Annotated in this window: 21 protein-coding genes; 12 read left to right on the top strand and 9 right to left on the bottom strand. The window is 71.7% G+C overall.

The genetic code is table 11. From position 1 onward, the window contains the following. Nucleotides 1-59: 59 nt before the first annotated feature. A complete protein-coding gene (locus tag EG812_RS07965; protein ID WP_126711230.1) occupies nucleotides 60-917 on the top strand; it encodes an ABC transporter permease in 858 nt (285 codons plus the stop codon). Between the two features lie 115 nt (nucleotides 918-1,032). On the opposite strand, the gene EG812_RS07960 is transcribed toward EG812_RS07965, so the two are convergent. Then, complete coding sequence (locus EG812_RS07960; RefSeq protein ID WP_043721942.1) at nucleotides 1,033-2,214, bottom strand: ABC transporter substrate-binding protein; 1,182 nt, start codon at nucleotides 2,212-2,214, stop codon at nucleotides 1,033-1,035. A 448-nt stretch (nucleotides 2,215-2,662) separates the two neighbouring features. On the opposite strand from EG812_RS07960, the gene EG812_RS07955 reads away from it, so the two are divergent. From EG812_RS07955 to EG812_RS07940, 4 genes are read left to right on the top strand one after another with little or no spacing between them, the layout of a single operon-like run. Then, a complete protein-coding gene (locus tag EG812_RS07955; protein ID WP_126711229.1) occupies nucleotides 2,663-5,851 on the top strand; it encodes a sensor histidine kinase in 3,189 nt (1,062 codons plus the stop codon). After that, entirely contained in the window at nucleotides 5,848-6,255 is a 408-nt protein-coding gene (locus tag EG812_RS07950; RefSeq protein WP_007465177.1) for a roadblock/LC7 domain-containing protein, read from the top strand. The genes EG812_RS07955 and EG812_RS07950 overlap by 4 nt, the downstream gene beginning before the upstream one ends. Nucleotides 6,256-6,297: 42 nt before the next feature. Beyond that, nucleotides 6,298-6,660, top strand: a complete 363-nt coding sequence (locus EG812_RS07945; protein ID WP_013735906.1) for a DUF742 domain-containing protein — start codon at nucleotides 6,298-6,300, stop codon at nucleotides 6,658-6,660. Then, on the top strand, nucleotides 6,641-7,264 hold the full coding sequence (locus EG812_RS07940) for a GTP-binding protein (protein ID WP_013735905.1): 624 nt from the start codon (nucleotides 6,641-6,643) through the stop codon (nucleotides 7,262-7,264). The genes EG812_RS07945 and EG812_RS07940 overlap by 20 nt, the downstream gene beginning before the upstream one ends. Before the next feature lie 98 nt (nucleotides 7,265-7,362). Here the strand turns inward: EG812_RS07940 and EG812_RS07935 are convergent, their stop codons facing one another. Genes EG812_RS07935 through EG812_RS07915 form a run of 5 tightly spaced genes read right to left on the bottom strand, consistent with a single transcriptional unit; the run spans nucleotide 7,363 to nucleotide 14,964 of the window. Beyond that, nucleotides 7,363-8,451 (bottom strand): uroporphyrinogen-III synthase, encoded by a 1,089-nt coding sequence (locus tag EG812_RS07935; protein ID WP_013735904.1) that lies wholly within the window; start codon nucleotides 8,449-8,451, stop codon nucleotides 7,363-7,365. Beyond that, nucleotides 8,452-8,799: a nitrite reductase small subunit NirD gene (gene nirD / locus EG812_RS07930; RefSeq protein WP_013735903.1), complete on the bottom strand. Its 348-nt coding sequence runs from the start codon at nucleotides 8,797-8,799 to the stop codon at nucleotides 8,452-8,454. After that, the gene (gene nirB / locus EG812_RS07925) at nucleotides 8,796-11,318 is read right to left on the bottom strand and encodes a nitrite reductase large subunit NirB (RefSeq protein WP_126711228.1); all 2,523 of its coding nucleotides are present in this window, start codon (nucleotides 11,316-11,318) and stop codon (nucleotides 8,796-8,798) included. Before nirB ends, nirD begins: the two co-directional genes overlap by 4 nt. Next, nucleotides 11,315-12,751, bottom strand: a complete 1,437-nt coding sequence (locus EG812_RS07920) for an FAD-dependent oxidoreductase (protein ID WP_126711453.1) — start codon at nucleotides 12,749-12,751, stop codon at nucleotides 11,315-11,317. Before EG812_RS07920 ends, nirB begins: the two co-directional genes overlap by 4 nt. A 14-nt stretch (nucleotides 12,752-12,765) precedes the next feature. Next, nucleotides 12,766-14,964: a molybdopterin oxidoreductase family protein gene (locus EG812_RS07915; protein WP_126711227.1), complete on the bottom strand. Its 2,199-nt coding sequence runs from the start codon at nucleotides 14,962-14,964 to the stop codon at nucleotides 12,766-12,768. A gap of 249 nt (nucleotides 14,965-15,213) precedes the next feature. On the opposite strand from EG812_RS07915, the gene EG812_RS07910 reads away from it, so the two are divergent. The 6 genes from EG812_RS07910 (at nucleotide 15,214) to glmM (ending at nucleotide 19,906) form a co-directional block, all read left to right on the top strand. Further along, nucleotides 15,214-15,471 carry a hypothetical protein gene (locus tag EG812_RS07910; RefSeq protein WP_043721938.1) on the top strand — a complete coding sequence of 86 codons (258 nt, stop codon included), beginning with the start codon at nucleotides 15,214-15,216 and terminating at the stop codon, nucleotides 15,469-15,471. Beyond that, nucleotides 15,449-15,754 carry a type II toxin-antitoxin system PemK/MazF family toxin gene (locus tag EG812_RS07905; protein ID WP_013735898.1) on the top strand — a complete coding sequence of 102 codons (306 nt, stop codon included), beginning with the start codon at nucleotides 15,449-15,451 and terminating at the stop codon, nucleotides 15,752-15,754. The genes EG812_RS07910 and EG812_RS07905 overlap by 23 nt, the downstream gene beginning before the upstream one ends. Before the next feature lie 105 nt (nucleotides 15,755-15,859). Beyond that, complete coding sequence (locus EG812_RS07900) at nucleotides 15,860-17,227, top strand: MFS transporter (RefSeq protein ID WP_126711226.1); 1,368 nt, start codon at nucleotides 15,860-15,862, stop codon at nucleotides 17,225-17,227. A gap of 208 nt (nucleotides 17,228-17,435) precedes the next feature. Next, on the top strand, nucleotides 17,436-17,879 hold the full coding sequence (gene rplM / locus EG812_RS07895) for a 50S ribosomal protein L13 (protein ID WP_013735896.1): 444 nt from the start codon (nucleotides 17,436-17,438) through the stop codon (nucleotides 17,877-17,879). A 20-nt stretch (nucleotides 17,880-17,899) separates the two neighbouring features. After that, nucleotides 17,900-18,364, top strand: a complete 465-nt coding sequence (gene rpsI / locus EG812_RS07890; RefSeq protein ID WP_102658823.1) for a 30S ribosomal protein S9 — start codon at nucleotides 17,900-17,902, stop codon at nucleotides 18,362-18,364. Nucleotides 18,365-18,550: 186 nt separating this feature from the next. Then, entirely contained in the window at nucleotides 18,551-19,906 is a 1,356-nt protein-coding gene (glmM, locus tag EG812_RS07885) for a phosphoglucosamine mutase (protein WP_126711225.1), read from the top strand. A 94-nt stretch (nucleotides 19,907-20,000) separates the two neighbouring features. On the opposite strand, the gene EG812_RS07880 is transcribed toward glmM, so the two are convergent. Further along, entirely contained in the window at nucleotides 20,001-21,194 is a 1,194-nt protein-coding gene (locus EG812_RS07880) for a pyridoxal phosphate-dependent aminotransferase (RefSeq protein WP_043725809.1), read from the bottom strand. Nucleotides 21,195-21,351: 157 nt separating this feature from the next. On the opposite strand from EG812_RS07880, the gene glmS reads away from it, so the two are divergent. Further along, on the top strand, nucleotides 21,352-23,265 hold the full coding sequence (glmS, locus tag EG812_RS07875) for a glutamine--fructose-6-phosphate transaminase (isomerizing) (RefSeq protein WP_013735892.1): 1,914 nt from the start codon (nucleotides 21,352-21,354) through the stop codon (nucleotides 23,263-23,265). Nucleotides 23,266-23,363: 98 nt separating this feature from the next. On the opposite strand, the gene EG812_RS07870 is transcribed toward glmS, so the two are convergent. Together EG812_RS07870 and EG812_RS07865 are read right to left on the bottom strand one after the other, a co-directional pair. Then, entirely contained in the window at nucleotides 23,364-24,977 is a 1,614-nt protein-coding gene (locus tag EG812_RS07870) for an alpha/beta hydrolase (protein ID WP_126711224.1), read from the bottom strand. Beyond that, nucleotides 24,974-25,270 carry a hypothetical protein gene (locus EG812_RS07865; protein WP_126711223.1) on the bottom strand — a complete coding sequence of 99 codons (297 nt, stop codon included), beginning with the start codon at nucleotides 25,268-25,270 and terminating at the stop codon, nucleotides 24,974-24,976. Before EG812_RS07865 ends, EG812_RS07870 begins: the two co-directional genes overlap by 4 nt. Nucleotides 25,271-25,360: the final 90 nt, after the last annotated feature.

Genomic DNA, 25,360 nt, shown 5'->3' with positions numbered 1-25,360 from the left:
CGGTTGTCCGGTGCGGCGTACCCGCGTCGGCACCGAACCACAAAACGTAGGAGGATCCAATGACCGACGTCCGCCCTCGCCAGACGGCGGGGAGCGTGCCCGAGCCGCTCCATGCCGTACCGCGCGGCCGACGAGTGCGCGCCGGTGACCTGCGGCTCGCCACCGTCGCGGCGTTGCTGCCGGCCGTTGGTCTGCTTGTCGCGTTCGGTCTCTGGTGGCTGGTCGCCCGGCTGGAGCTGGTCCATCCGGCCGCCCTGCCGCCGCCGGGCAGCGTGCTGTCGGCGTTCCTCGAGCGGCCGGACCGACTGCTGGAGCACACCGCCGTCACCACCCGCGCGATCCTGGTCGGCTTCGCGCTCTCCGCGGCGGCGGGAGTGCTGATCGGCCTGGCGTTGGCCGCCTCGCGGACGGTCGAGCGGATGTTCACCCCACTGCTGGTGGCCGTCAACGCGGTGCCGAAGATCACCTTGGGCCCGCTGCTGGTGGTGGCGCTCGGTTGGGGTCAGAAGCCGATCCTGACCATGGTGTTCCTGCTCTGCTTCTTCCCGATCGTGCTGTCCACCGCGACCGGTCTGACCACCACGCCGGCCGAACTGGCCGAGCTGGTCCGGTCGTACAACGCTTCCCGCTGGCAGTCGTTCCGGAAGATCCGCTTCCCGGCCGCCCTGCCGCAGATCTTCGTCGGACTCAAGGTGGCCATGCCGCTGGCCGCGATCGGCGCGGTGATCGGCGAGTTCCAGGCTGGCGAAGGCGGCCTGGGCTACGTGATCCAGCAGTACGCCGGCGTCGGCGACACCGCCACGGCGTGGGCCGCGATCATCCTGATCGCCCTGGTCAGCATTCTGCTCTACGCCGCGCTGGTGCTCATCGAGCGCTTCAGCCTGCCCTGGCTCCGCGAAACCACCTCCAGCCGCTGACCCGGACGAACGCAGGTGTGGCCCCAGCACAACCGGCGCAGGGATCAAGCCTGACCGCCCGAAGCCGGTTGTGCTGGGGCCACACCCCACCGAGTTCACAACAAAGACGGAGGACTCAGCTGGCCAACCGCCAGCGGCCGTTCCGGGCGACCAGGGTGGTCAGCGCCTGCGGCATCAGCCCGGAGTGGTTGTCCGGCGTCATCCGGATCGGCCCGGACAGCCCGTCCATCTGCGAGGTCTCCAGCACGTCGCGCAGCCCCTCCCGGTCGACAGTTGCCGGGGGGCCACCCGCGCGCAGTTCGGCGTCGACGATCAGCTGCACGGCGTCCGCCGCGAACGACGACGAACCGTGGTATCCGCCGAAGCGGGCGGTGTAGTCCTGGAACCACTGGCGGCGGGCGGCCTTCGCGGGGGTGGTGGCGATGACGTCGTCGATCACCATCGTCTGGGTGAAGACCAGCGTCGCCCGCTCGGCGGCCCGGCCCGACGCACCGAGGAAGAGGTCACCCGCCGCGGACGCGTCGAAGTACAGCGGACCGGTGAAGCCGGCCTGCTTGACCGCGCCGGCGGCGAGCATGGCCTGCTCCGGCGGGGTCCAGATGACCAACGCCTCGGGTTCGGCCGCGGCGAGCGTGCCGGCCTGCCGGTCCACCTCGGTGTCGGTGGTACGCAGCGACGCCTCGGCGGTCAGTTGGATGCCGGCCTTGCGGAACTCGCCGCGCAGGGCTTGGACGCCCTCCCGGCCGTAGGCGTCGTCAGTGCGCAGCAGGCCGACGGAGGTGACCCTCCGGCGGACGAGTTCGACGGTGAGAGCGCTGGCGTTGTCGGCAGCATTCGGTGCCAACTTGAACACGTAGCGTCGATCTGCGACCGGATTGGCCACTGCGCCGGCCGAGGCCAGTGCGACGGTGGGGATCTGCTTCTCATTGATGGTGCGTGCCGCGCCGATCGCGCATTCGTTGCATCCGCCCATGATGATGGCGCTGACACGTTTATCGTTGCCGAAGTCGGCGATGTTGCGCAGTGACTCACTGGCGTCGGAGCGGTTGTCCTTCAACAACAGTTCGACAGTCCTGCCGTTCAGGGCTCCGGAGTCATTCAGCTGTTGGACTTTCAACTCCAGTGCCTGCCGGTACGCCTTGCCGACGCCGGCGGCCGCCCCGGACAGTTCCAGGTCGGCGGCGATGACGATCGGCGAGGTGTCCTGCTCCTGTCCGCCGAACTGGCAGCCGGTGAGGGTGGTGGCCAGCATGGCTGATGCGGCCGCCAAAGCGGTCGCGGAGCGGAAGGGGGTCAACTCGGTCCTCCTGATGCGGCGCGGGCGGGGCCCGGTCACCGGCGGCAGCCAGATCCTCAGTGGATATTCTGGGTAGGTCTGCCGTACCGTGTGCGCGAAGCCTGCAAAACCTTGCCAATGCCGGGCGCTGGGGTCAAGCGGAGCCACCGGGGAGCGTTTCGGGACGTCAATCCCACATGTTGGCGTAGCCAGATGTTTTCGTATGCTCACGCTGGCGACATGAATGACCACTCTGGAGTGACATGCCCTGATCAAGGGCACTGTGGAAATGTAGGTATTAGTTGAGCGGACAACAGGATGCGTGTCCACCAACCGTTTCCTGCCTCACTGCGGCTTCCCAAACCCGATCTCGTCTGATGAAATCGCGGCCGTGCCGCGCGTGGCGCCGGCCGTCGTTCCAACTACGGGTCGACGGGTCAGGCGCGGAGAATACGACGGAGGCGATGTCGTGAGCACCGGACCGACGACCCTGCCCGCCAGCGGCGATGCCGAGCACAGTGGACGGCGCAGGCTGCCCCGGCTGCGCGACGCCCGGATTCGGTCCAAGCTGGCGCTGATCCTGGTCGTTCCGGTGGCTGCGGTCATCGCGTTGGCCACGGTCCGTCTGGTCGCCGTTGGTGAAGGCGCCTACGAGGCTTCCCAGGCTCGCTCGCTCACCGTCCTGTCGACGAAGATCTCCGCCTTGGCCAACGACCTGCACGCCGAGCGGATGGCGGCTGCCGCCTACCTTGCCTCGACGCAGCAGCAGGTCGACGCGTACAACCTGCGGGTGCGTCGGACCCAGGAACGGGTCGATGCGTACCGCGCGGAGCGAGCCCGGATCGGCGACGTCCCCACCGCGGTCCGCGACCGGCTGACGGCCATCGACCGGCACCTGGACACCCTCGACGGCACCCGACAGGAAGTGCTCGACCGCCAGCAGATGCAGGTCGCCGAGGCCGCGTTGCGCTACGGCGTCGTCCTGGCCGACCTGGTCGGCTACAGCGACGGCCTGGCCCAGTTGCCGGGCGAGGAGAGCCTGGCCGACAACCGGCGCGCGGTCGCCGCCTTCGCCCGCGCCAAGGCGGCCGTGGCCGAGGAAGAGGCCGTCGCGTTCACCGCGCTGACCACCGGACGACTCGACACCGAGCAGTTCTCCGCGTTCGTGGCCACCCTGACCGGCCAGCAGGAAGCGCTGCTGTCCTTCTCGTTGGCCGCCGACCCGACCCAGCGGGCGCTTGTCGAGAGCACCGTCTCCGGTGACGCCGTGGTGCTGGCCGACCGGATCGCCACCGACATCACCCGCTCGGTCGGCCGGGGCTCGCCGGTCTCCGCCCAGGACGCCACCGCAGCGATCGGCGCGGTGCACGAGCTGATGCGGTGGGCCGAGGGCGAGCTGGAGAACCGGCTCCTCGCCAAGACCGAGCAGGCCCGGTCGGACGTCATCCGGCAGGCGATCGTCGAGACCACGCTTGTGTTGCTCACCCTGGTCATCGCGGTGACCCTGGCCGTGGTGCTGGCCCGCTCGCTCAACCACTCGCTGCGTCGGCTCCGCGAGGGTGCGCTCTCGGTGGCCAACCACGACCTGCCCGAGGCGGTGCGCCGCCTGCAAGGGATGGGCAACGTCAGCGACGGCAGCGTCGACGAGATCGTCCGCGAGGTACGAGACCCGATCCAGCTCAACAACCGTGACGAGGTCGGCCAGGTCGCCTCGGCGTTCAACGTCGTGCACCGGGAGGCCGTCCGGGTCGCGGCCGAGCAGGCGGCCCTGCGGAGCAGCGTCTCGGCGATGTTCCTCAACCTGGCCCGTCGCAGTCAGACGCTTGTCGACCGGATGATCGGCGAACTCGACGCGATCGAGCGCGGCGAGGAGGACCCGAAGCGGCTCGCCCAGCTCTTCGAGCTCGACCACCTCGCCACCCGAATGCGCCGTAACGACGAGAACCTGCTGGTGCTGGCCGGTGCCGACTCCGCCGTGCCGCGTCGCGACGACGCGTTGCTCGTCGACGTGCTGCGGGCCGCACAGTCCGAGGTGGAGCTCTACAACCGGATCGAGTTCGGGACTGTCGACACCGACGTGTCGGTGGCCGCACACGCGGTCAACGACGTCGTCCGGTTGGTGGCCGAACTGCTCGACAACGCCACCCGCTTCTCGCCGCCGAACACCACGGTGGTTGCCGACGGCCGGCGGATCCGCGACTACGTGCTCATCCAGATCGAGGACCGTGGTCTCGGCCTGACCGACGAGCAACTGGACTCGCTGAACAAGCGACTCGCCGCCCCTTCCACCGTGGACGTCGCGGCGTTCCGGCTGATGGGTCTGGCCGTGGTCAGCCGGCTCGCGGCCCGCTACGGCATCCGGGTCGAGCTGCGCCGCAACGTCGAGGGTGGCACCGTCGCCCAGATCACGCTACCGGCCGCCACGGTGATCCTGCCGAGTCTTCGGGGCCGCGACCAGGCGATCACCCGCCCGCGCCAGCCGCTCGCGGTCGAGCAGTCGCCGGCCGGTGCCGGTGAACCGCTCGCCGGAGCGGGACGCAGCACCACCGCCACCCTCAGCGACAGGTGGCGCAGCGCACCGGCCGCCACGCCGTGGCCCGCCGCCGACCCGACACCGCAGCACACACCACCGGCGCACACGTCCCCACCGGCGTACGCCGGCGGGTTCAACGCCGGTACGCCCACCGTCGCTTCGCCGACCATCGACCCGCTGTCCTACCGGACGGCGAACGCCCCGGGCGAGCCGCAGCCGGCCGCACCCGTGCTGCCGGCCGGCCCGGTCGCCGGTGCTCCGGTCAGCACCGCGAACGGGTTCGCGCCCGCCGCCCCGAACGGCTTCACGCCGACTGCCGCCCCGAACGGCTTCACGCCGACTGCGGCTCCGAACGGCTTCACGCCGGCGGCGGCGCCGAGCGGGTTCGCGCCGGCGGCGGGCCAGGGGTCGGGCGGCGGCCAGGACACCCCGATGTTCGGTGGGCTGGGCGCCAGCCTGGCCGCGACCGCTCCGGTCGCCAGCGCACCGATCACCGCGCCGCCGGAGCCGCAGGCCGAGGCGCCGATCTTCCGCGAGATGGAGGCGGTCTGGTTCCGGTCGCACGGCAACGACGTGACGGCCATCTTCAGCCGGCCGCAGTTCGACGAGCCACCCGCGACCGCGGCCGCCGGCCCGCCGGCCGCCAGCCCGTCGGCACCGGCCGTCGAGCCGACCAAGGGGCGTACGCCGCTGCCCACCCGTACGCCGGGTGCGGCTGCCGGCGACGCATCCCTGTCGCCACCGTCGTACCCGACCTCGTCCGCCGCGTCGACCGGTACCCCGCCTGCGGCGCCCCCGCCGGCCGCGCCACCGACGCCGGCTGCCGCCCCGTCCGCCGCTGCCGGCGACGACGCCTGGCGGACCGCGGCAGACGAGGGCTGGACGCGCGCCAGCCAGGCCGCCGAGCCCACCCCGGCCGGTACGACCCGGTCCGGCCTGCCGAAGCGGGTGCCGCAGGCGCAACTCGTTCCCGGCGGGATCGAGCCCCGGACCGGACGGGAACACAGTCGGCGTACGCCGGACGAAGTACGCGGTCTGCTGTCGGCCTACCACCGCGGCGTCCAGCGCGGCCGAACGGCCGGCGCGACTCAGAACAGCACCTCGACCAAGGAGACGAGCCGATGAACAGGCCCGCGGCCATGCAGGACATGGGTTGGCTACTGACCAACTTCGCCGACAGCGTGGCGGGTATCGCCCACGTGGTGGCGGTGTCCGCGGACGGGCTGCTGCTCGCCTCCTCCCGCGATCTGCCGGGTGACCGGGCTGATCAGCTCGCCGCCATCACCTCCGGTGTGGTCAGCCTGACCGAGGGCGCCGCGCGGATGTTCAGCGCCGGCGGGGTGTTGCAGACCGTCATCGAGATGGACAGCGGCTACCTGTTCCTGATGTCGATCAGCGACGGCTCGTCGATGGCGGTGCTCGCGGCACGCAGCTGCGACGTCGGCCAGGTGGGTTACGAGATGGCGTTGTTGGTCGAGCGCGTCGGCGCGGCGCTGGTGCCGTTGCCCCGGGACGCGGTGCGGTCATAGCGCGCACGGTGCGACGGCGGACGGGAGAGGAGGTGATTGCGGATGGATCCGCGACGTGACCCGCGGGGTGCTCTGGTGCGACCGTACGCGGTCACCAGGGGCCGCACCGAACCGCTCCAGGACATCGCCCTGGAGGCGGTGCTGATCGCCAGCCCCACCCAGATCGCCGAGTCGCGGTTTGCCGGGCACGACAAGCATCGCATCGCCATGGTCTGCGAGGGCCGCCCCGAGTCCCTGGCGGAGATCGCCGCGTACACCCGGCTACCGCTGGGTGTCGCCCGGGTGCTGGTCGCCGACATGGTGGCCGACGGCCTGTTGACGCTACAGACGGCCGCTCCCGCCACAGGTTTTGAGGAGCGGATGGAAATGCTGGGAAGGGTGCTGAGTGGACTTCGCGAGCTATGACCCCGCCGGGGCCCGCCAGAGCCGGGGAATCATCTCCGCGAAGATCGTCGTCGCGGGTGGCTTCGGTGTCGGCAAGACCACGTTGGTCGGTGCGATCTCGGAGATCACACCGCTGACCACCGAGGCGGTGATGACCGCGGCGGGCGTCGGGATCGACGACTCGTCAAAGGTGCCGGGCAAGGAGACCACCACGGTCGCCATGGACTTCGGCCGGATCACCATGGCGCAGGATCTGATCCTGTACCTCTTCGGCACACCTGGGCAGACCCGGTTCTGGTTCATGTGGGACGAGATCATCCGTGGTGCGGTGGGCGCCGCCGTGCTGGTGGACACCCGCCGGATCACCGACGCCTTCGCGCCCCTGGACTACTTCGAGAACCGCAGGCTGCCGTACGTGGTCGCGCTGAACCGGTTCGACGGCGCGCCGCAGTACGAGCTGGACGAGGTACGCGAGGCGCTGGCCATCTCGCCGGACGTACCGCTGGTGATGACCGACGCCCGGCGGCGTGAGTCGGTCAAGCAGGTGATGGTGACAGTCGTCGAGCACGCCATGGCGCGGCTGCAAGCTGAACACGACAGGGGTTTCCCGACCCCGGTCGGCTGACCTCGTGCGGGCACTCGTCCCGCTGCCCCGGGCCCACCCGGTGCGGCGAGACGGGTGCCCGTCGTCCGTCCGTACGGGCCCTGCGGGCCCTGTGCAGGTCAGTCGACGCGGAGGCGGTAGCCGCGCTTGACGACCGTCTGCACCACCCGGGGAGCCTTCAGACCGGCGCGTAGCCGGGCCACCGCCATCTCCACGGCGTGCTCGTCGGCACCGCGCGGCAGCGTCCGCAGCAGGGCGGTACGCGACAGCACCCGACCCGGAGACTGGGCCAGTGCCCGCAGCACCGCCATCGGCGCCGGCGCCAACGGACGCAGCTCCCCGTCGATCACGGCGGCGTGCCCGCGCAGCGTGAGCAGATGTCCGGCGACCTTGATGGTGACCGTACGGCGGGGCAGTTCGTCGACGATGGTGCGCACCAGCGCACCCAACCGGGCCCGGCTCGGCGCGCTCACCGGCACGCCCCGGCGGACCAACGGCTCGGCGGTCACCGGGCCGACACAACTGGCCAGCACGTCGCTGCGCAACGCGGCCAGGACCGCCTCCGTCCGGTCGCCCGCAGCGCGGAGCAGCGCCTCCGCCGCCGGCGCCGAGGTGAAGGTGACCGCGTCCACCAGCCGGCCGGCCACCAGGTCGACCAGCCGGTGCAGGGGCGCCGGATCGGTAGGTGGCGCCCAGCGGTAGACCGGGATCTCGATGACGGTCGCCCCGGCCTCCTCCAGGGCACGGGTGCACTCGGGCTGCCGATCGCCGTGCAACTGCATGGCGATCACCTGCCCGGCCACCCCCCGCTGGCGCAGGTGCTCGACGACCTCGTCACAGCTCTCCGATTCCGGAGACCACTGGTCGTACAGACCGGCCGCGCGGATCGCGCCACGTGCCTTCGGGCCCCGGGCCACCACGTACGCGTCGCTGAGCACCGAGCGCAGCGGCTCGGCGACCCCCCAGCCTTCGGCGGCCTCCAGCCACCCGCGCATGCCGATTCCGGTGTTGGCCATCAGCACGTCCGGTGGCCGGTCCAGGCAGGCCCGGGTGGCCTCGCGCAGCGCGCTGTCGTCCGCGAGCGGCACGATCCGCAGCGCGGGCGCGAGCACCACCCGCGCGCCGCGCCGCTGGAGCAGCGCGGCGAGTTCGTCTCGCCGCCGGTCGGCGGTCACCCCGATGGTGAAGCCGGCCAGTTCCTCGCGCATTCACTCCTCCTGTCGCAGCCGCACCTCGACCATGCCGTCCCGGCAACGGATCTCGTGCCGGGCAACACAGACACCTGGCAGGTCGAGACAGTCCCCCGTACGCAGGTCGTACACCTGCTTGTGCAGCGGCGAGGCGACCGTGGGCACGCCGCGGCGGCTGCCCACGATGCCCCGGGACAGCACGTACGCGCCGGTGACCGGGTCCCGGTTCTCGATCGCGTACAACCCGTCGGCGGTCCGGAAGAGCGCGACCTGGACGCCGTCGATCAGGGCGGCGACGCCCCGGTCCAGGTCCAGTCGGCTCAGCGGGCAGACGGTGTGCCAGCGCACGGTCGTCACGGTGTTCATCGCCGCACCTCCGGCAGCCCGAGGGTGACCGGTTGCCGGCCCTCCGATGTGGCAGGTCTGCCCCCGGCGGGTACGGGTTGCCCGCGTTCGGTGACGAAGGTGATCGACGGGTCGGGTACGTCCGGCGCGTTGACGAAGGAGGTGAACCGGCGTAACCGGTCCGGGTCGTCGAGCACGTCACGCCATTCGTCGGAGTAGGACGTGACGTGCCGGGCCATCGCGGCGTCGAGGTCGGCGCAGAGGCCGAGCGAGTCGTCCACGATGACTGCTCGCAGGTGTTCGAGGCCGCCGTCCATGGCTTCGATCCAGGCGGCGGTGCGTTGCAACCGGTCGGCGGTGCGGATGTAGTACATCAGGAATCTGTCGATGAGCTGGATCAGTGCTTCCGTGGACAGATCCGTGGCGAACAGGTCGGCGTGCCGGGGCCGGAAGCCACCGTTGCCGCCGAGGTAGAGGTTCCAGCCGGTCTCGGTGGCGATGATGCCGAAATCCTTGCTGCGCGCCTCGGCGCACTCCCGGGCACAACCGGAGACCGCCGACTTGATCTTGTGTGGGGCGCGCAGTCCCCGGTAGCGCAGTTCGAGCGCGACGGCGAGGCCGACCGAGTCCTGCACGCCGTACCGGCACCAGGTCGAGCCGACACAGGACTTCACCGTCCGCAGCGCCTTGCCGTACGCGTGACCGGACTCGAACCCGGCGTCGACCAGCCGACGCCAGATCTGCGGCAACTGCTCCACCCGGGCCCCGAACAGGTCGATCCGCTGGCCACCGGTGATCTTCGTGTAGAGCTGGAAGTCCCGGGCCACCTCGCCGATGACGATGAGCTTCTCCGGGGTGATCTCACCGCCGGGGATCCGGGGCACCACCGAGTAGCTGCCGTCGCGTTGCAGGTTCGCCAGGAAGTGGTCGTTGGTGTCCTGCAACGCGGCCTGCTCGCCGTCGAGGATGTGCCCGTTGCCGAGCGAGGCGAGGATCGAGGCGACGACCGGCTTGCAGATGTCGCAACCCCGGCCCTGCCCGTGCTCGGCGATCAACCGGGAGAAGGTCCGGATGCCGCGTACCCGGACGATGTCGAACAGCTCCTGCCGGGTGAGGTCGAAGTGCTCGCACAGCGCCCGGGACTGGGTGACCCCGGCCGCGTCGAGCAGTTGCTTGAGCATCGGCACGCAGGAACCGCAGCTGGTGCCGGCCCGGGTGCACGCCTTCAGGGCGGCCACGTCCGCGCAACCGTCCGCGATTGCCGCGTCGATGTCCGCGCGGGTCACCGCGTTGCAGGAACAGACCTGCGCGGACGCCGGCAGCGCCCCCACCGTCGCGCCCTCGGCGCCGGCCGGGGCGAGCAACGCCAGAGGGGGCGCCGGCAGCGGCCCGCCCACACTCGCCCGCAGGGTCGGGTACGCGCCGGCGTCACCCACCAGCACCCCGCCGAGCAGCGTCGTCGCGTCGTCGGAGAGAACCAGCTTGGCGTAGACCCGGGTGGCCGGATCGGTGTACGTCACGTCCAGGCAGCCCGGCGTAGTGCCGTGCGCGTCACCGAACGAGGCCACGTCGACGCCGAGCAGCTTGAGCTTGGTGGCGGTGTCCGCGCCGGGGAAGGTGGCAGCACCGCCGACCAGCCGGTCGGCCACCACCTCGGCCATCGCGTACCCGGGCGCGACCAGCCCGTAGCAGGTGCCTTCGACCGCCGCGCACTCGCCGATCGCGTAGATCCGCTCGTCGCGGGTGCGGCAGGCGTCGTCCACCAGCAGCCCGCCGCGTGGGCCGATGTCGAGTCCGGCCGCGCGGGCCAGCTCGTCGCGGGGGCGGATGCCGGCGGCCACCACCACCAGGTCGGCGTCGAGCAGCGTGCCGTCGGCCAACTCCAGGGCGGCGACCGTACCGTCCGGGCCGGGCCGTAACGCGGTGGTGGCCACCCCGAGGTGGCAGCCCACCCCCAACTCCTCCACGTAACGGCGCAGCAGGGCACCCCCGGCGGTGTCGATCTGAGCCGGCATCAGCCGGGGCGCGAACTCCACCACGCTCGTGGACAGGCCGAGCAGGCGCAGGGCGTTGGCCGCCTCCAGACCGAGCAGACCGCCCCCGATCACCGCGCCGGTCCGTCGGCCTCGGGCGTGCTCCTCGATCGCCGCCAGGTCGTCAAGCGTCCGGTAGACGAAGACCCCGGGCAGGCCGACGCCGTCGACCGGGGGCACGAACGCCGACGAACCGGTGGCGAAGACCAGCACGTCGTACGGGTACTCGCCGTCGGCCGTGGTCACCACCCGACGTGCCCGGTCCACCCCGAGGGCCGCCTCACCGAGGCGCAGCCGCACCCCGTCGTACGCGGTGTGCAGGTTCAGGTCGTCGGCCGAGACGCCGTCGAAGTACGCCGAGAGCCGCACCCGGTCGTACGCCGGTCGGGGCTCCTCGGCGAGCACGGTGACCCGCCAGCGGCCCTGCGGGTCCCGCGAACGCAGCGCGTCCACGAACCGCTGCCCGACCATGCCGTTGCCGATCACGACCACGTTGCCGCCGGTCATCGTCCCACCTCCACCGGATCCGCTCTGGACAACCAGTCGACGATGCCGGCGACCGCGTCCCGGCAGCTGCCGCAGCCGGTACCGGCCCTGGTCCCGGCGACGACCTCGTCGAACGTGCGCGCCCCGCCCCGCCAGCAGGTCACCAGCGCGCCCTTGCTGACCGTGTTGCACTGGCACACGGTGGCCGTGTCGGGCATCAACGCCGGGGAAGCGGCGGGTGCCGCGACGGCCCCGCCCACGGCCCGGCCGAGCAGCAGTGCCCGCCGGTCGGCGGGTACCGGTTGGCCCCGGTCGAACAACTGGATGACCGTGCCCACCGACGGGTTGTCGCCGAGCAGGATCGCGGCGGCCAACCGCTCGTCGTGGATTCGCAGCCGGGCGTACGTGCCGCGGGCCGGATCGGCGAAGGTCAACTCCTCGCCGGGGCCGCTCGTCGGGTCACCCATCGCCGCGAGGTCGATGCCGGCCGCCTTGAGTCGGGTGACCACCGGCCGGGGATGGTAGCGGGCCTGCGGGTCCTGCCCGGTCAGCAGCTGGGCCACCACCCGGGCCTGCGCCCAGGCCGGTGCGACCAGGCCGGTCGGGGCCGTGCCGTGCTGCGCGCAGTCGCCGATCGCGGAGATCCGTGGGTCGCTGGTGCGCAGCCGGTCGTCGACCAGCACACCCCGGTCCACCGTCAGGCCGGCCGCCTCGGCGAGCGCGGTGTCGGGGCGTACCCCGCAGGCGAGGACCAGCAGGTCGGCGTCGAGCGTACGGCCGTCGGACAGGCTCAGCCGGACCCCGCAGGCGTCGGCCGTCAGGCCGGTCGGGGTGACGGCCAGATGAGTGGTCACGCCGAGTTCGGCGAGGGTGCCGGCCAGGATCTCGCCGGCCATGGCGTCGAGTTGGCGTTCCATCAGGTACGGCACCCGGTGCACCACCGCGACGTCCAGCCCTCGCGCGGCCAGCCCACGGGCGGCCTCCAGGCCGAGCAGCCCACCGCCGAGCACCAGGGCGCGGCGCGCGCCGCCGGCCAGGGCGAGGATGCGCCGGCAGTCGGCCAGGGTCCGGAACGCGACCACCCGATCCGGCGGCGACGTCGGGTCGAGGCCGGGCAGCGCCGGCACCACCGCCCGCGCGCCGGTGGCGAGCACCAGGTGGTCGTAGCCGATCCGGTCGCCGTCGTCGGTGCGTACCTCCCGGGCGGCACGGTCGATGGCCCGTACCGCGACTCCGGTGCGCAGGTCGACGCCGCGACCGGTGGCCTCCGTCAACTCCACGTCCGGCTCGCCGATCTTCCCGGCGAGCAGCGTGGACAGCATGATCCGGTTGTACGCCCGGTGCGGCTCCGCCCCGACCACCGTGACCTTGTCCTGGCCGCGGGCGTGTAATTCGGCGGCCAGGCGGGCCCCGGCCATCCCGTTGCCGACCACCACCACCCGCTCGCCGCTCATGGCGCTGTGCTCGGTCACGATGCCACCCTCTCCACGCGGACCGCGCAGATCTTGAATTCGGGCATGCCGGAGATCGGGTCGACGGCGTCGTTGGTGACGGAGTTGGCTCGGGCGGCACCACCCCAGTGGAACGGTGCGAAGACGGTGTCCGGCCGGATCGCCGGGCTGAGTCGGGCCGGTGCCTGGAACTCGCCCCGCCGAGACAGCACTCGGACCGGTTCGCCGTCGGCCACCCCGAGCCGCCCGGCGAGGTCGGGATGCAGCTCCACGAAGGCGTCGGGGGCGGCCTGGCGTAGCGCGGCCACCCGACGGGTCTGGGTGCCGGACTGGTACTGGGCGAGCACCCGGCCGGTGGTGAAGTGCAGCGGGTACTCCGCGCAGACCTCCTCGGCCGCCGGCCGGTGCTCCACCGGATGGAACCGGGCCCGCCCGTCGGGGGTGGGGAAGCCGTCGGCGAACAGGCGCGGCGAGTCCGGCCCGTCCTCGCTCGGGCACGGCCAGAACACGCCGTCGGCGGCGTCGATCCGGTCCCAGTCGATCCCGGCGTAGTCGGCGATCCCGCCGGCCGAGGCCCGCCGCAACTCCGCGAAGACGGTACGCGGGTCGGCGGCCAGCGCCTCGCGCTCACCGTCGACGGCCGCTTCGGCGGCGCTGTCGGCTGTTAACAGGGGGCCCTTGCTATGCACGAGGCGATAAGAAGGTGCCCTTCCTTTCAACCGGGTGGTGAGGGTGGCGAGGATGGCGAGGTCGGTGCGGACGCCGGGTGGGGGCGGGCGCAGCGCGCGGCGGCGCAGCACCCGACCCTCCAGGTTGGTCATGGTGCCGTCCTCCTCGGCCCACTGGGCGGTGGGCAGCACCACGTCGGCAAGCGCCGCCGTCTCGGAGAGCAGGAGGTCGGTGACGACGAGCAGGTCCAGCTCACGCAGCCGGCTCTCGATCCTCGCCGCCCGAGGGGCGGAGACCACCGGGTTGGAGCCGAAGACCAGCAGCGCGCGGGGACCGTCCGAAGTGCCCAGCGAATCCAGTAACTGGTACGCGGGCACGCCGGGGCCGGGCAGGTCGTCGGCGGACACCCCCCACACCTGTGCGACGTGGGCGCGGGCCGCCGGGTCGTCGATCCGGCGGTAACCGGGCAGCTGGTCGGCCTTCTGCCCGTGCTCGCGGCCACCCTGCCCGTTGCCCTGCCCGGTCAGGCAGCCGTACCCGGAGCCGGGGCGGCCGGGCAGGCCGAGCGCCAGGGCGAGGTTGACGAAGGCGGTGACCGTGTCGACGCCCTTGGCGTGCTGTTCCGCGCCCCGCGCGGTGAGGATGATCGCCCGTTCGGCGGTGCCGAGGGCGCGGGCGGTCGCCTCCAGGTCGGCCACCGGCACGCCGGAGAGCGCCTCGGCCCGCGCCGGCCACCAACCCGCCACCGTGCGCCGGACGTCGGTGAAGCCGGTGGTACGGGTGGCCACGTAGTCGTCGTCGACGTAGCCCTCGGTCAGGGCGAGGTGCAGCAGCGCGTTGGCCACCGCCAGGTCGGTGCCGGGCAGCGGTTGCAGGTGCAGGTCGGCCTGCCGCGCGGTGGCGGTGACCCGGGGGTCGACCACGATCAGCGTGCCGCCGCGCTGCCGCAGCTCGGTGAGCCAGCGCACCAGCGGAGGCATGGTCTCCGCCGGGTTCGCGCCGACCAGCAGCAGGGTGTCGGCGTGCCCGAGGTCGGACAGCGGGAACGGCAGTCCACGGTCGACACCCAAGGCGCGCATCCCGGCGGCCGCGGCCGACGACATGCAGAACCGTCCGTTGTAGTCGATGTTGCGGGTGCCCAGCGTGACGCGGGCGAACTTGCCCAGCGCGTACGCCTTCTCGTTGGTGAGCCCGCCGCCACCGAAGACGGCGACCGCGTCGCGGCCGTGCCGTCGCTGCACCTCGCCGATGCCGGTGGCGATGCGGTCCAGCGCGGCCTCCCAGCTGGCCGGGCGGAGTTCGCCGCTGGCCGGGTCGCGCAGCAGCGGGGTGGTCAGCCGGTCCGGGTGGGTCAGCAGCTCGGCCGAGGTCCAGCCCTTCTGGCACAGGCCGCCGCGGTTGGTGGGGAACTGCCGGGGGAGTACGGACACCCGGCCGTCCTGATCACGCAGCGTCATCCCGCACTGAAGGGCGCAGTACGGGCAGTGCGTCGCCACCTCCCGGGGCGGGTGCCCCGATGCAGTCGCCGACCGTGCACCGTCTGTCATGTCGGCAAAGCGTGCCGCCGCCCAGTTTCCGGCCCGCGTCCCGTTTGTTTCGGTCCTGTCAAGTGCCGCTCACACCGCACGGTGGCGGCGCACCGGATCGCATGGCCTGGAATGTGGAACGAGTCTCCCGCATATCGGGAAGGGTGGAGTGGTCGACATGGATGTGACCGAGGCGTTCGACGCGGCAGCCGGTAGCTACGGTGTGCGGATCGGATGACTGGCGGTCATACCAGCGGTAGTCTGTCTGGCATGACAGCCAAGGTGACTCTGTCGTTCTCCGACGAGACGATCGCGGACGCCCGACGGTTCGCCAAACGGGAGGGACTCTCCCTCTCCGCCTGGATGGACCAGGCCGCCCGGGAGAAGGCGCTGCGCGAGGTCTTCGCGGCCCACGCCGCCGCGGTGGGTCGGGCCGGGCTGGATCTGGAGTCTGCCTCGCTGGCCGATGCGCAGGAGGTGGGCATGGTCGACGACCTGCTCTTCGGTGGTCGCCCACGTGCTGCGTAGGGGCGAGGTCTGGCGGATCGAGGGGGCCCGCGAGCGGCTCGGGCTGGTGATCAGTTCCGACGTCTACAACTCCACAGCCGTGCCCATCGTGATCGTCGCCGAGGTGGTCGAGGCGGCGTTGCTGCGGGACTCACCGCTGGCGGTGCCGATGGGGGGCTGGGTGGTGATGCCCGACCGGATCTCCTCGCCGATGAAGAAGTGGTTCACCGAGTGCGTGGACGTGGCCGACGCCGAGACGATGCGCCACGTCGACCGGGCACTGCGCATCCTCCAGCAACTCTGAACCGGCGGGTCTCACCGCGCACCCCGGCCGGTGGTGCGCGTCCCGTTGCCGGGTCGACCCGAAGGACGAACGCCACGGTAACTGTCGATTCCTAGCTTCGGCGCCATGACCACCACGAGCGTGCAACCCGAGGCCGTCCAGGAGGAGACCCTGGACCGCCGTCCCGGCCGCTGGATCGGGCACTGGGCACCGGAGGACCACACCTTCTGGCGTACGACCGGCAACCGGATCGCCCGCCGCAACCTGATCTGGTCGATCTTCGCCGAACACATCGGCTTCTCGGTGTGGCTGCTGTGGAGCATCGTCGTCGTCCGGCTCGGTGACGCCGGTTGGCAGTTGAGCACCAGCCAGGCGCTCTGGCTGACCGCCGTACCGAGCGGGGTCGGCGCGTTGCTGCGGTTGCCGTACACCTTCGCCGTGCCGGTGTTCGGCGGCCGGAACTGGACGATCGTCTCCGCCCTCCTGCTGATCGTGCCCTGCGTGGGCCTGGCCTGGGCGGTCGAGCGCCCGGAGATCGGCTTCCCGGTGTTGTTGCTGATCGCTGCCACCGCCGGGTTCGGCGGCGGCAACTTCGCCTCCAGCATGGCGAACATCTCCTTCTTCTATCCGGAACGCGAGAAGGGCTGGGCGCTAGGTCTCAACGCCGCCGGCGGCAACATCGGCGTGGCGGTGGTGCAGTTCCTGGTTCCGCAGGTGATCGTGCTCGGTGGCGGGCTGGCGCTGGCCCGGGCCGGGCTGATGTACATCCCGCTGGCGGTGATCGCCGCGGTCTGCGCGTACCTGTTCATGGACAACCTGGTGGAGGCCAAGGCGGACGTACGGCCGGTCTGGTCGTCGCTGCGGCATCGGGACACCTGGATCATGTCCCTGCTGTACATCGGCACCTTCGGTTCGTTCATCGGCTACTCGGCGGCCTTCCCGACCCTGCTCACCTCGGTGTTCGGTCGGCCGGACGTCGCACTGACCTGGGCGTTCCTCGGCGCGGCGGTCGGCTCGTTCTGCCGCCCCTTCGGCGGTCGGCTCTCCGACGTGGTGGGCGGCGCGCGGGTGACGATGGTCAGCTTCGTGCTGATGGCCATCGGCGCGCTGGCCGCGCTCTGGTCGGTCGAGCAGCGCAGCCTGGGTGTCTTCTTCGTGGCCTTCCTGCTGCTGTTCGTGGCCACCGGCGTCGGCAACGGCTCGACCTACCGGATGATCAGTCGGATCTTCCAGGTCAAGGGGGAGGAGCTGGGGGGCTCGCCGGAGGTGATGCTGGCGATGCGCCGGCAGGCCGCCGGCGCGTTGGGCATCATCTCGGCGGTCGGTGCCCTCGGTGGCTTTCTGGTGCCGATCTGTTACGCCTGGGCCCGGTCGACCTACGGTGGGATCCAGCCGGCGCTGCGCTTCTACGTGGGCTTCTTCCTGGTGCTGCTCCTGCTCACCTGGGCGGCGTACCTGCGTCCCGGGGCCCGGCTGGCCCGGGCCGGGGTGTGATCAAGGCCATTTCCGGTGCCGTCGGCGCGCCTGCCGGACCCCGTTTTGACCGGCCGGTCGGGCTGCGGGTATCGTTGCCTGCTGTTGTACGACATCTGTGGGCGTGCCGCCTGAGGTACGCTTGGTCGTTCGTGCGCGCTGGTCCGGCTGGGATGTCCTGGTCACCTCGGCGCGCGACCCCAGACCGACGACGAGACAAGGTAGACCTGTGCGTACGTACAGCCCGAAGCCGGGTGAGATCGAGCGTCAGTGGCACGTCATCGACGCCTCTGATGTCGTGCTGGGCCGCCTGGCCACCCACGCCGCCACGCTGCTGCGGGGCAAGCACAAGCCGACTTTCGCGCCGCACGTCGACACGGGCGACTTCGTCGTCGTCGTGAACGCGGGCAAGGTTGCGCTGACCGGCAACAAGCGCCAGCAGAAGATCGCTTACCGGCACTCCGGTTACCCGGGTGGCCTCAAGCAGGTCGGCTACGAGGAGCTGCTGTCCAAGCGCCCCGAGCGGGCCATCGAGCTGGCTGTGAAGGGGATGCTCCCGCACAACAAGCTCGGCCGTCAGCTGATCAAGAAGCTGAAGGTCTACGCCGGTGCAGAGCACCCGCACGGCGCGCAGCAGCCGGTGCCGTTCGAGATCAAGCAGATCGCGCAGTGAGCGCGGGCGAAGGAAGCAGCATGACCGACATCACCGCCACCGAGGTTGCCCCTGAGGCCACCGAGGCGCCGGCGCCCGTCGCCCGCGCGCCTCGTGGTGACCGCCCGATCCAGACCGTGGGCCGCCGCAAGGAGGCCATCGTCCGGGTGCGGATCGTGCCGGGCACCGGCAAGATTACCTGCAACGGTCGGGACCTTGAGGCCTACTTCCCGAGCAAGGTGCACCAGCAGCTGATCAAGGACCCGCTGGTCACCGCCGAGAAGCCCGAGGCGTTCGACGTCATCGCCAACCTGCGTGGCGGCGGCACCACCGGCCAGGCCGGTGCGCTGCGGCTGGCCATCGCCCGGGCGCTGATCGTCAACGAGCCGGACGACCGCCCGGCCCTGAAGAAGGCCGGCTTCCTGACCCGGGACGCCCGGGTCAAGGAAAGCAAGAAGTACGGCCTCAAGAAGGCCCGTAAGGCTCCTCAGTACTCGAAGCGCTGATCTTCAGCCGCACCTTGTACTTCTGACGGACGGCCGGTCCGCCTCCCCTCGACTCGGGAGGTGGGCCGGCCGTTTCCGCCTTTTCGTGACAGGGCAGGTTCCGCCCCTTCTCACAGGGCAGTTTCCGTCCTCCTTTCCAAGGGCAATTTCTCCCACGACGGCAAGTTTCATCGGAGGTTGGCGGGTATGGGCCGGTTGTTCGGCACGGACGGCGTACGCGGGCGCGCGAACGCCGATCTCACCCCGGAGTTGGCACTCTCGGTGGCGGTCGCGGCTGCACACACCCTTGCCGAGTCGGATCGAAGTCATGCCCCGCTGGCCGTGGTCGGGCGGGACACCCGGGCCAGCGGCGAGATGCTGGAGGCGGCCGTGGTCGCCGGGCTGACCAGCGCGGGCGCGACCGTCGTCCGGGTCGGAGTGCTGCCCACCCCGGCCGTGGCGTTCCTCACCGCGGAGGCAAAGGCGGACCTCGGGGTGATGCTGTCCGCCTCGCACAACCCGATGCCGGACAACGGGATCAAGCTCTTCGCGGCCGGCGGGCACAAGCTGCCCGACGAGATCGAGATGCGGATAGAGGCGACCGTCGAGGCCAACGGCAGCACCGCCTGGGAGCGCCCAGTCGGCGCGGGAGTCGGTCGGGTGCACGACCTGCTCGATGGTGCCGACCACTACGTGCAGCACCTCGTCGGCACCGTGCCGCACCGCCTCGACGGGATCAAGGTCGTGGTGGACTGCGCCAACGGGGCCGCCGCCGAGGTGGCGCCGGCGGCGTACCGGGAGGCCGGTGCCGAGGTCATCGCGATCCACGCCGAGCCGGACGGGCTGAACATCAACGACGAGTGCGGGTCGAACCACATCGCGACCCTGCGTCAGGCAGTGGTCGAGCACGGCGCACACCTGGGCATCGCGCACGACGGTGACGCCGACCGGTGCGTCGCGGTGACCGCCGACGGCGACGAGGTCGACGGCGACCAGGTGATGGCGATCCTGGCCCTGGCCATGCGGGAGGCCGGCACGCTGACCGGGGACACCCTGGTCGCCACCGTGATGAGCAACCTCGGCCTGCGCCTGGCCATGTCCGCCGAAGGCATCCGGCTGATCGAGACCAAGGTCGGCGACCGGTACGTGCTGGAGGAGCTGCGCGCCTCCGGGCTGGCGCTCGGTGGCGAGCAGAGCGGACACATCGTGATGCCCGCGTACGCGACGACCGGCGACGGGGTGCTGACCGGGCTGCACCTGATGGCCCGGATGGCGGCCACCGGCCGTACCCTGGCCGACCTCGCGGCGGTGGTGACCAAGCTGCCGCAGGTGTTGATCAACGTGCCGGTCGGCGACCGTACCGTGGGTGCCGCCGCGCCGGCGGTCCGCGCCGAGGTGCAGCGGGCCGAGGCCGAGCTGGGCGAGACCGGCCGGGTGCTGCTGCGCCCGTCGGGCACCGAACCGCTGGTGCGGGTGATGGTTGAGGCGGCCACCGAGGCGGTCGCCCAGGAGATCGCCGAACGCATCGCCACCCAGGTCCGCACCGCCAGCCCTGCAGTGTAAGGAAGGGCCCCTTCTTAACGTCTCGGGTAGAGAAAGGGCCCCCTATTAACAACCGCAGCCAGCGGTCCGGCTGAGAGCGGGCGGAACTGGTGGGTCAGCGCTCCCAGGTCGCGCCACCCAGGCGGGACACCGCCTCGGCGAGCAGTTCTGGGCGTTTGCAGAAGGCGAACCGGACCAGGCGGCGTCCGGCCTCGGGGTCGTCGTAGAAGACCTGGGTGGGTACGGCCACCACGCCGCAGCGCTCGGGTAGGGACCGGCAGAACTCGACGCCGTCGGTGCCGCCGAGGGCGGTGATGTCGGCGGTGACGAAGTACGTCCCCTCCGGGCTGAGCACCTCGAAGCCGGCGTCGACCAGCCCGCCGATGAGTTGGTCCCGGCGGGCCTGCATGCCGGCGCGGAACTCGGTGAAGTAGGCGTCGGGCAGGCCGAGCGCGACCGCCACGGCGGGTTGCAGGGGTGCGGCGTTGACGAAGGTGAGGAACTGCTTGACCCGCAGCATCGCGGAGACCAGCGCGGCCGGCCCGCTCGCCCAGCCCACCTTCCAGCCGGTGCAGGAGAAGGTCTTGCCGGCCGAGGAGATGCGCAGGGTGCGCTCGCGCATGCCGGGCAGGCTCGCCAGCGGGACGTGTTCACTCGCCGCGTCGGTGAAGACCAGGTGCTCGTACACCTCGTCGGTGACCGCGTACGCGCCGTGCTCCTGGCAGAGTTCGGCGACCAGCGCCAGTTCGGCCGGGGTGAAGACCTTGCCGGTCGGGTTGTGCGGCGAGTTCAGCAGCACCAGCCGGGTACGCGAACCGAACGCGGCGCGCAGCGCCGCCGGGTCGAAGGCGTACCGACCGTCGGGGCCGGGGCGCAGGGTGACCGGTCGCCGTACCGCACCGGCCAGCGCGATCGAGGCCGCGTACGAGTCGTAGTACGGCTCGAAGCAGACCACCTCGTCACCGGGCTCGCAGAGGGCGAGGATCGCTGCGGCTATCGCCTCGGTCGCACCGGCGGTGATCACCACTTCGCCGTCCGGGTCGTACTCCAGGCCCCAGAAGCGGTGTTGGTGGGCCGCCACCGCCGCCCGTAGCTCGGGGATGCCGGGGCCCGGCGGGTACTGGTTGCGGCCGGAGCGCAGCGCCTCGGCCGCGGCGGCGAGCATCTCCGGCGGGCCGTCGGTGTCCGGGAAGCCCTGCCCGAGGTTCACCGCGCCGGTCCGGACGGCGAGGGCGGACATCTCGGCGAAGATCGTCGTCCCGAACGGGCGCATCCGGTTCACCAGGGGGTCGACATCAGTGCTCGTCACGCCCGTCAGGGTACGGGTGCGCGCCATCGCGACGCCCGGCCCGACCTGAGTGCTTTGTGACCTCGACCACCCGAACCTGCCCAATCGCTCAAATTCAGTGATTGTTTACCCGGCTTTCGCGCAGACAACGTGAGCGAAACTGGTTAGGCTGCCACCCATGTGTGGAATCGTGGGTTACGCCGGTGCCCGACCGGCGCTCGGCATCGTGCTCGACGGTCTGCGGCGCCTGGAGTACCGCGGCTACGACTCGGCCGGCGTCGCCGTCGCCTGCGACGGACAGCTGTTGACTGAGAAGAAGGCCGGCAAGCTGGCCAACCTGGAGAAGGTGCTCTCCGAACGCGCCGCCGAGGACCCGGACGGTTGCGGCGCCAGCCCGCTCGGCATCGGCGACGGCACCACCGGCATCGGCCACACCCGCTGGGCCACCCACGGCGGACCCACCGACCGCAACGCCCACCCGCACCTGTCCCCGGACGGCCGGGTCGCGGTCATCCACAACGGCATCATCGAGAACTTCGCCAAGCTCCGCACCGAGTTGGAGGACGACGGCGTCACCTTCGCCAGCGACACCGACACCGAGTGCGCGGCGCACCTGCTCGCCAAGGCGTTGGCCGAGCTGCGCGCGGCCGGTCAGCCGGACGGGCCGCACCTGCTCTCCGCCGCCATGCAGGTGGTCTGCCAGCGGCTGGAGGGTGCCTTCACGCTGCTCGCCGTGGACGCCGCGATCCCCGGTGCGGTGGTCGGCGCCCGCCGCAACTCGCCCCTGGTGGTCGGCCGGGGCGACGGCGAGAACTACCTGGCAAGCGATGTCGCCGCGTTCATCGAGCACACCCGTGAGGCGGTCGAGCTGGGCCAGGACCAGATCGTCCTGATCACCGCCGACACCATCGAGATCACCGACTTCGCCGGTCAGCCCGCCAGCGGCAAGGACTTCCACATCGACTGGGACTCCTCGGCCGCGGAGAAGGGCGGCTACGACTGGTTCATGCTCAAGGAGATCGAGGAGCAGCCGCAGGCCGTCGCCGACACGCTGCTCGGACGGCTGACCGAGAGCGGCGAGATCATGCTCGACGAGGTGCGCCTCAGCGACCAGGATCTACGCGACGTCGACAAGATCTTCATCGTGGCCTGCGGCACCGCGTACCACTCCGGGCTGGTCGCCAAGTACGCCATCGAGCACTGGACCCGGATCCCCTGCGAGGTGGAGCTGGCCAGCGAGTTCCGCTACCGCGACCCGGTGCTCGACCGGTCCACGCTGATCGTGGTGATCTCGCAGTCCGGCGAGACGATGGACACCCTGATGGCGTTGCGGCACGCCAAGGACCAGAAGGCCCGGGTGCTGGCCATCTGCAACACCAACGGCTCCACCATTCCCCGCGAGTCCGACGCGGTGCTCTACACCCATGGCGGGCCGGAGATCGCCGTCGCCTCCACCAAGGCATTCCTCACCCAGTTGGTCGCCTGCTACCTGATCGGCCTGCACCTGGCCCAGGTGCGCGGCATCAAGTTCGCCGACGAGGTGGCCGCCGTGGTGGAGCAACTGCACCAGGTGCCGGACAAGCTGCGCGAGCTGCTCGGGCGCATCGAGCCGGTCCGGGAGCTGGCCCGCGAGCTGGCCGACCAGCCGACGGTGCTGTTCATCGGCCGGCACGTGGGCTACCCGGTGGCGCTGGAGGGTGCGCTCAAGCTCAAGGAGTTGGCGTACATGCACGCCGAGGGCTTCGCCGCGGGCGAGCTCAAGCACGGCCCGATCGCCCTGATCGACCAGGGCACCCCGGTGATCTGTGTGGTGCCCTCGCCGGTGGGCCGCGGCCTGCTGCACGACAAGATCGTCTCCAACATCCAGGAGGTACGCGCCCGAGGCGCCCGCACCATCGTGATCGCCGAGGAAGGCGACGAGTCGGTGGTGCGTTACGCCGACCATCTGATCTACGTGCCGCGGACGCCGACGCTGCTCGCGCCGCTGTTGACGACCGTGCCGTTGCAGATCTTCGCCGCCGAGATCGCCGCCGCGCGGGGGCACGACGTGGACCAGCCGCGCAACCTCGCCAAGTCCGTCACCGTCGAGTAGCAGGTCGCGCCGGGCGGTCACCGCTGACCGCCCGGCCGCCGCGCTTCTGCCGAAGCGTTCGTCACCGCCTGGCCGCTGCCTCTGCCGCTGGAGCGCTGTCACTGGCCGAGGACGATCCGGGCCATGCCGTCCAGCGCCGGATTGTCCGGATGCCAGTAGCCGCTGTGGCCGTACCGGCCGCTGGGGAAGCTCCGGCCGCCGAAGGACGCTTCGGCCGGGTCCCGCCCGAACCAGCGTTTGTCGTCGTCGCCGGTCAGCAGCCCGATGATGCCGGCGGCGGGGGAGAGGCTGAGCACCGCGTGCCGGGCCAACTCGCCCGGCGACCGGGCCAGCCGGATCACGTCGTCGGGTGCGCGGCTGGCCCACACCTGTCCGGCCGGTACGCCCAGGTCGGCGGCGTGCTGCACGCCGACTCCGGGCGAGCCGACGAAGACCAGCGCGTCGGCGGCGAGCCCGTGATCCCGGGCGGCACCGCCCACCACCAGCGACCCGTAGCTGTGCCCGAGCACGGTCTGCCGGGCGGCCGGCCCGTCGTGGGTGGCCCGCAACCCCTCCTGGAACCGGTGCAGCGCGTCACCGGCCGCGTGGGCCTGCCTGTCCCAGGCCGCCTCGTGCAGGAAATCCGGGGCGTCGTAGTCCAACCAGAGCACCGCCGAGGTCTCCTGCCCCGGTGCCAGGTCGGCACAGCGGGACAATACCCGCGCGGCGCGCCCCAGATCGTCGGTGGCGTCGTGCAGCCCGGAGGTCGTGCCCGGCACGTGGGTCAGGATGTTGGCGGCCCGATCCGGGTTGCCCAACGCCACCACCGTCCGCCCCTCACCGCCGACGTCCAGCCCGAGCAGGTACGTGCGCGGCGCGTCCGGCGACGCCAGCCGAGACGTCAACGCGTCCAGCCCGCTCAGCGCGGCTTCGACGGCGCGTAGCCCGACCATCTCGGCGGGGCCGCGGGGCATCCGGGCCAGCAACTCCTCCCAGCGTCGCACCAGCGCGGCCCGGCGTACCTCCAGCAGCAGTCGGTTGGCCTGGTCGCGGGCGGCGGCCGGAATCCCGTCCAACCCGCCGATCAGCTCCGGCTCGTGCCCGACCAGCCAACGGCGCTGCGCGGGGCTGAGCCCGTTCCACCAGCGGTTGACCTCTGCGGGATCGGAGTGCGGTGCAGGTCGGCCCGCCGGTGGTCGGCTCAGCCAACCCGACTCGGCGTCCGCGGTCAGTTGGTCGAGACGGCCGGCGGCCTCCCGATCCGCCGCCGTGGCCAGGTCGAGGGCGTCGCGCAGCGCCGTCGTCACCGGCGCCACCGTCTGGACGGCCCGGTGGGCCGGCACCCGGCTCGGATCGGGACTGGTCCGACCCCATCGGTCGATCAGCACTCCGACGCTGGCGGCCAGGGTCACTGCCGCCGCCAGCCGTGCCCGGGCCACGGTCAGCCGGGCGGCGAACTCGGCAAGCACCTGGTCGATCTCGATCGCCACCGGGGCGAGGGCGAGCAACTCGACCCGCAGGTCGGAAACCTGCTTCTCGGCTGCGGTCGCGGCCAGACCCGACCACTGCGACCGCAACGCCGCAGCGTCGTCCGCCAACTCGGTGGCCCGTCGCCGGGTCGGGTCGAGCAGTCCCGCCCAGGCCGTCCCGGTGGCCCGCCAGCGCGTCGGGTCGGCCGTCGAGAGCTGGGCGTAGCCGACCTGGTCCGGTCGGACCACTCCCGGCCGGGTCACCGGGGCAGGGCGGAAAGCCGGGCCGCCGCCCGACCGTCCACCGACTCGTAGGACCGAGCGGCGGCGCGTACCGCGTCACCGGTCCGGGTGACCCGGGCGCCGAGCCGAGCCGACCAGGAGTGCACGGCCGCCTCCAGGGTGCCCAGCGCAACCCCGGCCGACCAGCCCGGGGTCGGTGCCGTCAACCCCGCTGTCCCGGCCAGCCCACTCGCCAGCCGATGGCCCTGCTCACCCAGCGATCGCCCGGTCCGGTCCAGCCGTTCCGGCTGCACGGTCAAGTCCTGCTCGCTCATTGCCTCTCCCACCCCCCGTAGCGCCAACGGGCAGGACGCTAGGCGGTGCCGGGCGGTGCGACGGTGCCCTGTGGACAACCACTGTGGGGC

The sequence above is a fragment of the Verrucosispora sp. FIM060022 genome, from assembly GCF_003977705.1.
Classification (GTDB): Bacteria; Actinomycetota; Actinomycetes; order Mycobacteriales; family Micromonosporaceae; genus Micromonospora; species Micromonospora gifhornensis.
Note: the sequence above shows the minus strand (reverse complement) of the source record. Positions and strands in the feature narration are given on the sequence as shown.

Excerpts from the sequence above, each read along its gene's own strand:
- EG812_RS07965 (WP_126711230.1), top strand. The coding sequence starts at position 60 with ATGACCGACGTCCGCCCTCGCCAGACGGCGGGGAGCGTGCCCGAGCCG.
- EG812_RS07950 (WP_007465177.1), top strand. The coding sequence starts at position 5,848 with ATGAACAGGCCCGCGGCCATGCAGGACATGGGTTGGCTACTGACCAAC.
- EG812_RS07945 (WP_013735906.1), top strand. The coding sequence starts at position 6,298 with ATGGATCCGCGACGTGACCCGCGGGGTGCTCTGGTGCGACCGTACGCG.
- EG812_RS07935 (WP_013735904.1), bottom strand. The coding sequence starts at position 8,451 with ATGCGCGAGGAACTGGCCGGCTTCACCATCGGGGTGACCGCCGACCGG.
- nirD (WP_013735903.1), bottom strand. The coding sequence starts at position 8,799 with ATGAACACCGTGACGACCGTGCGCTGGCACACCGTCTGCCCGCTGAGC.
- nirB (WP_126711228.1), bottom strand. The coding sequence starts at position 11,318 with ATGACCGGCGGCAACGTGGTCGTGATCGGCAACGGCATGGTCGGGCAG.
- EG812_RS07920 (WP_126711453.1), bottom strand. The coding sequence starts at position 12,751 with ATGAGCGGCGAGCGGGTGGTGGTGGTCGGCAACGGGATGGCCGGGGCC.
- EG812_RS07915 (WP_126711227.1), bottom strand. The coding sequence starts at position 14,964 with ATGACAGACGGTGCACGGTCGGCGACTGCATCGGGGCACCCGCCCCGG.
- EG812_RS07910 (WP_043721938.1), top strand. The coding sequence starts at position 15,214 with ATGACAGCCAAGGTGACTCTGTCGTTCTCCGACGAGACGATCGCGGAC.
- EG812_RS07900 (WP_126711226.1), top strand. The coding sequence starts at position 15,860 with ATGACCACCACGAGCGTGCAACCCGAGGCCGTCCAGGAGGAGACCCTG.
- rpsI (WP_102658823.1), top strand. The coding sequence starts at position 17,900 with ATGACCGACATCACCGCCACCGAGGTTGCCCCTGAGGCCACCGAGGCG.
- glmM (WP_126711225.1), top strand. The coding sequence starts at position 18,551 with ATGGGCCGGTTGTTCGGCACGGACGGCGTACGCGGGCGCGCGAACGCC.
- glmS (WP_013735892.1), top strand. The coding sequence starts at position 21,352 with ATGTGTGGAATCGTGGGTTACGCCGGTGCCCGACCGGCGCTCGGCATC.
- EG812_RS07865 (WP_126711223.1), bottom strand. The coding sequence starts at position 25,270 with ATGAGCGAGCAGGACTTGACCGTGCAGCCGGAACGGCTGGACCGGACC.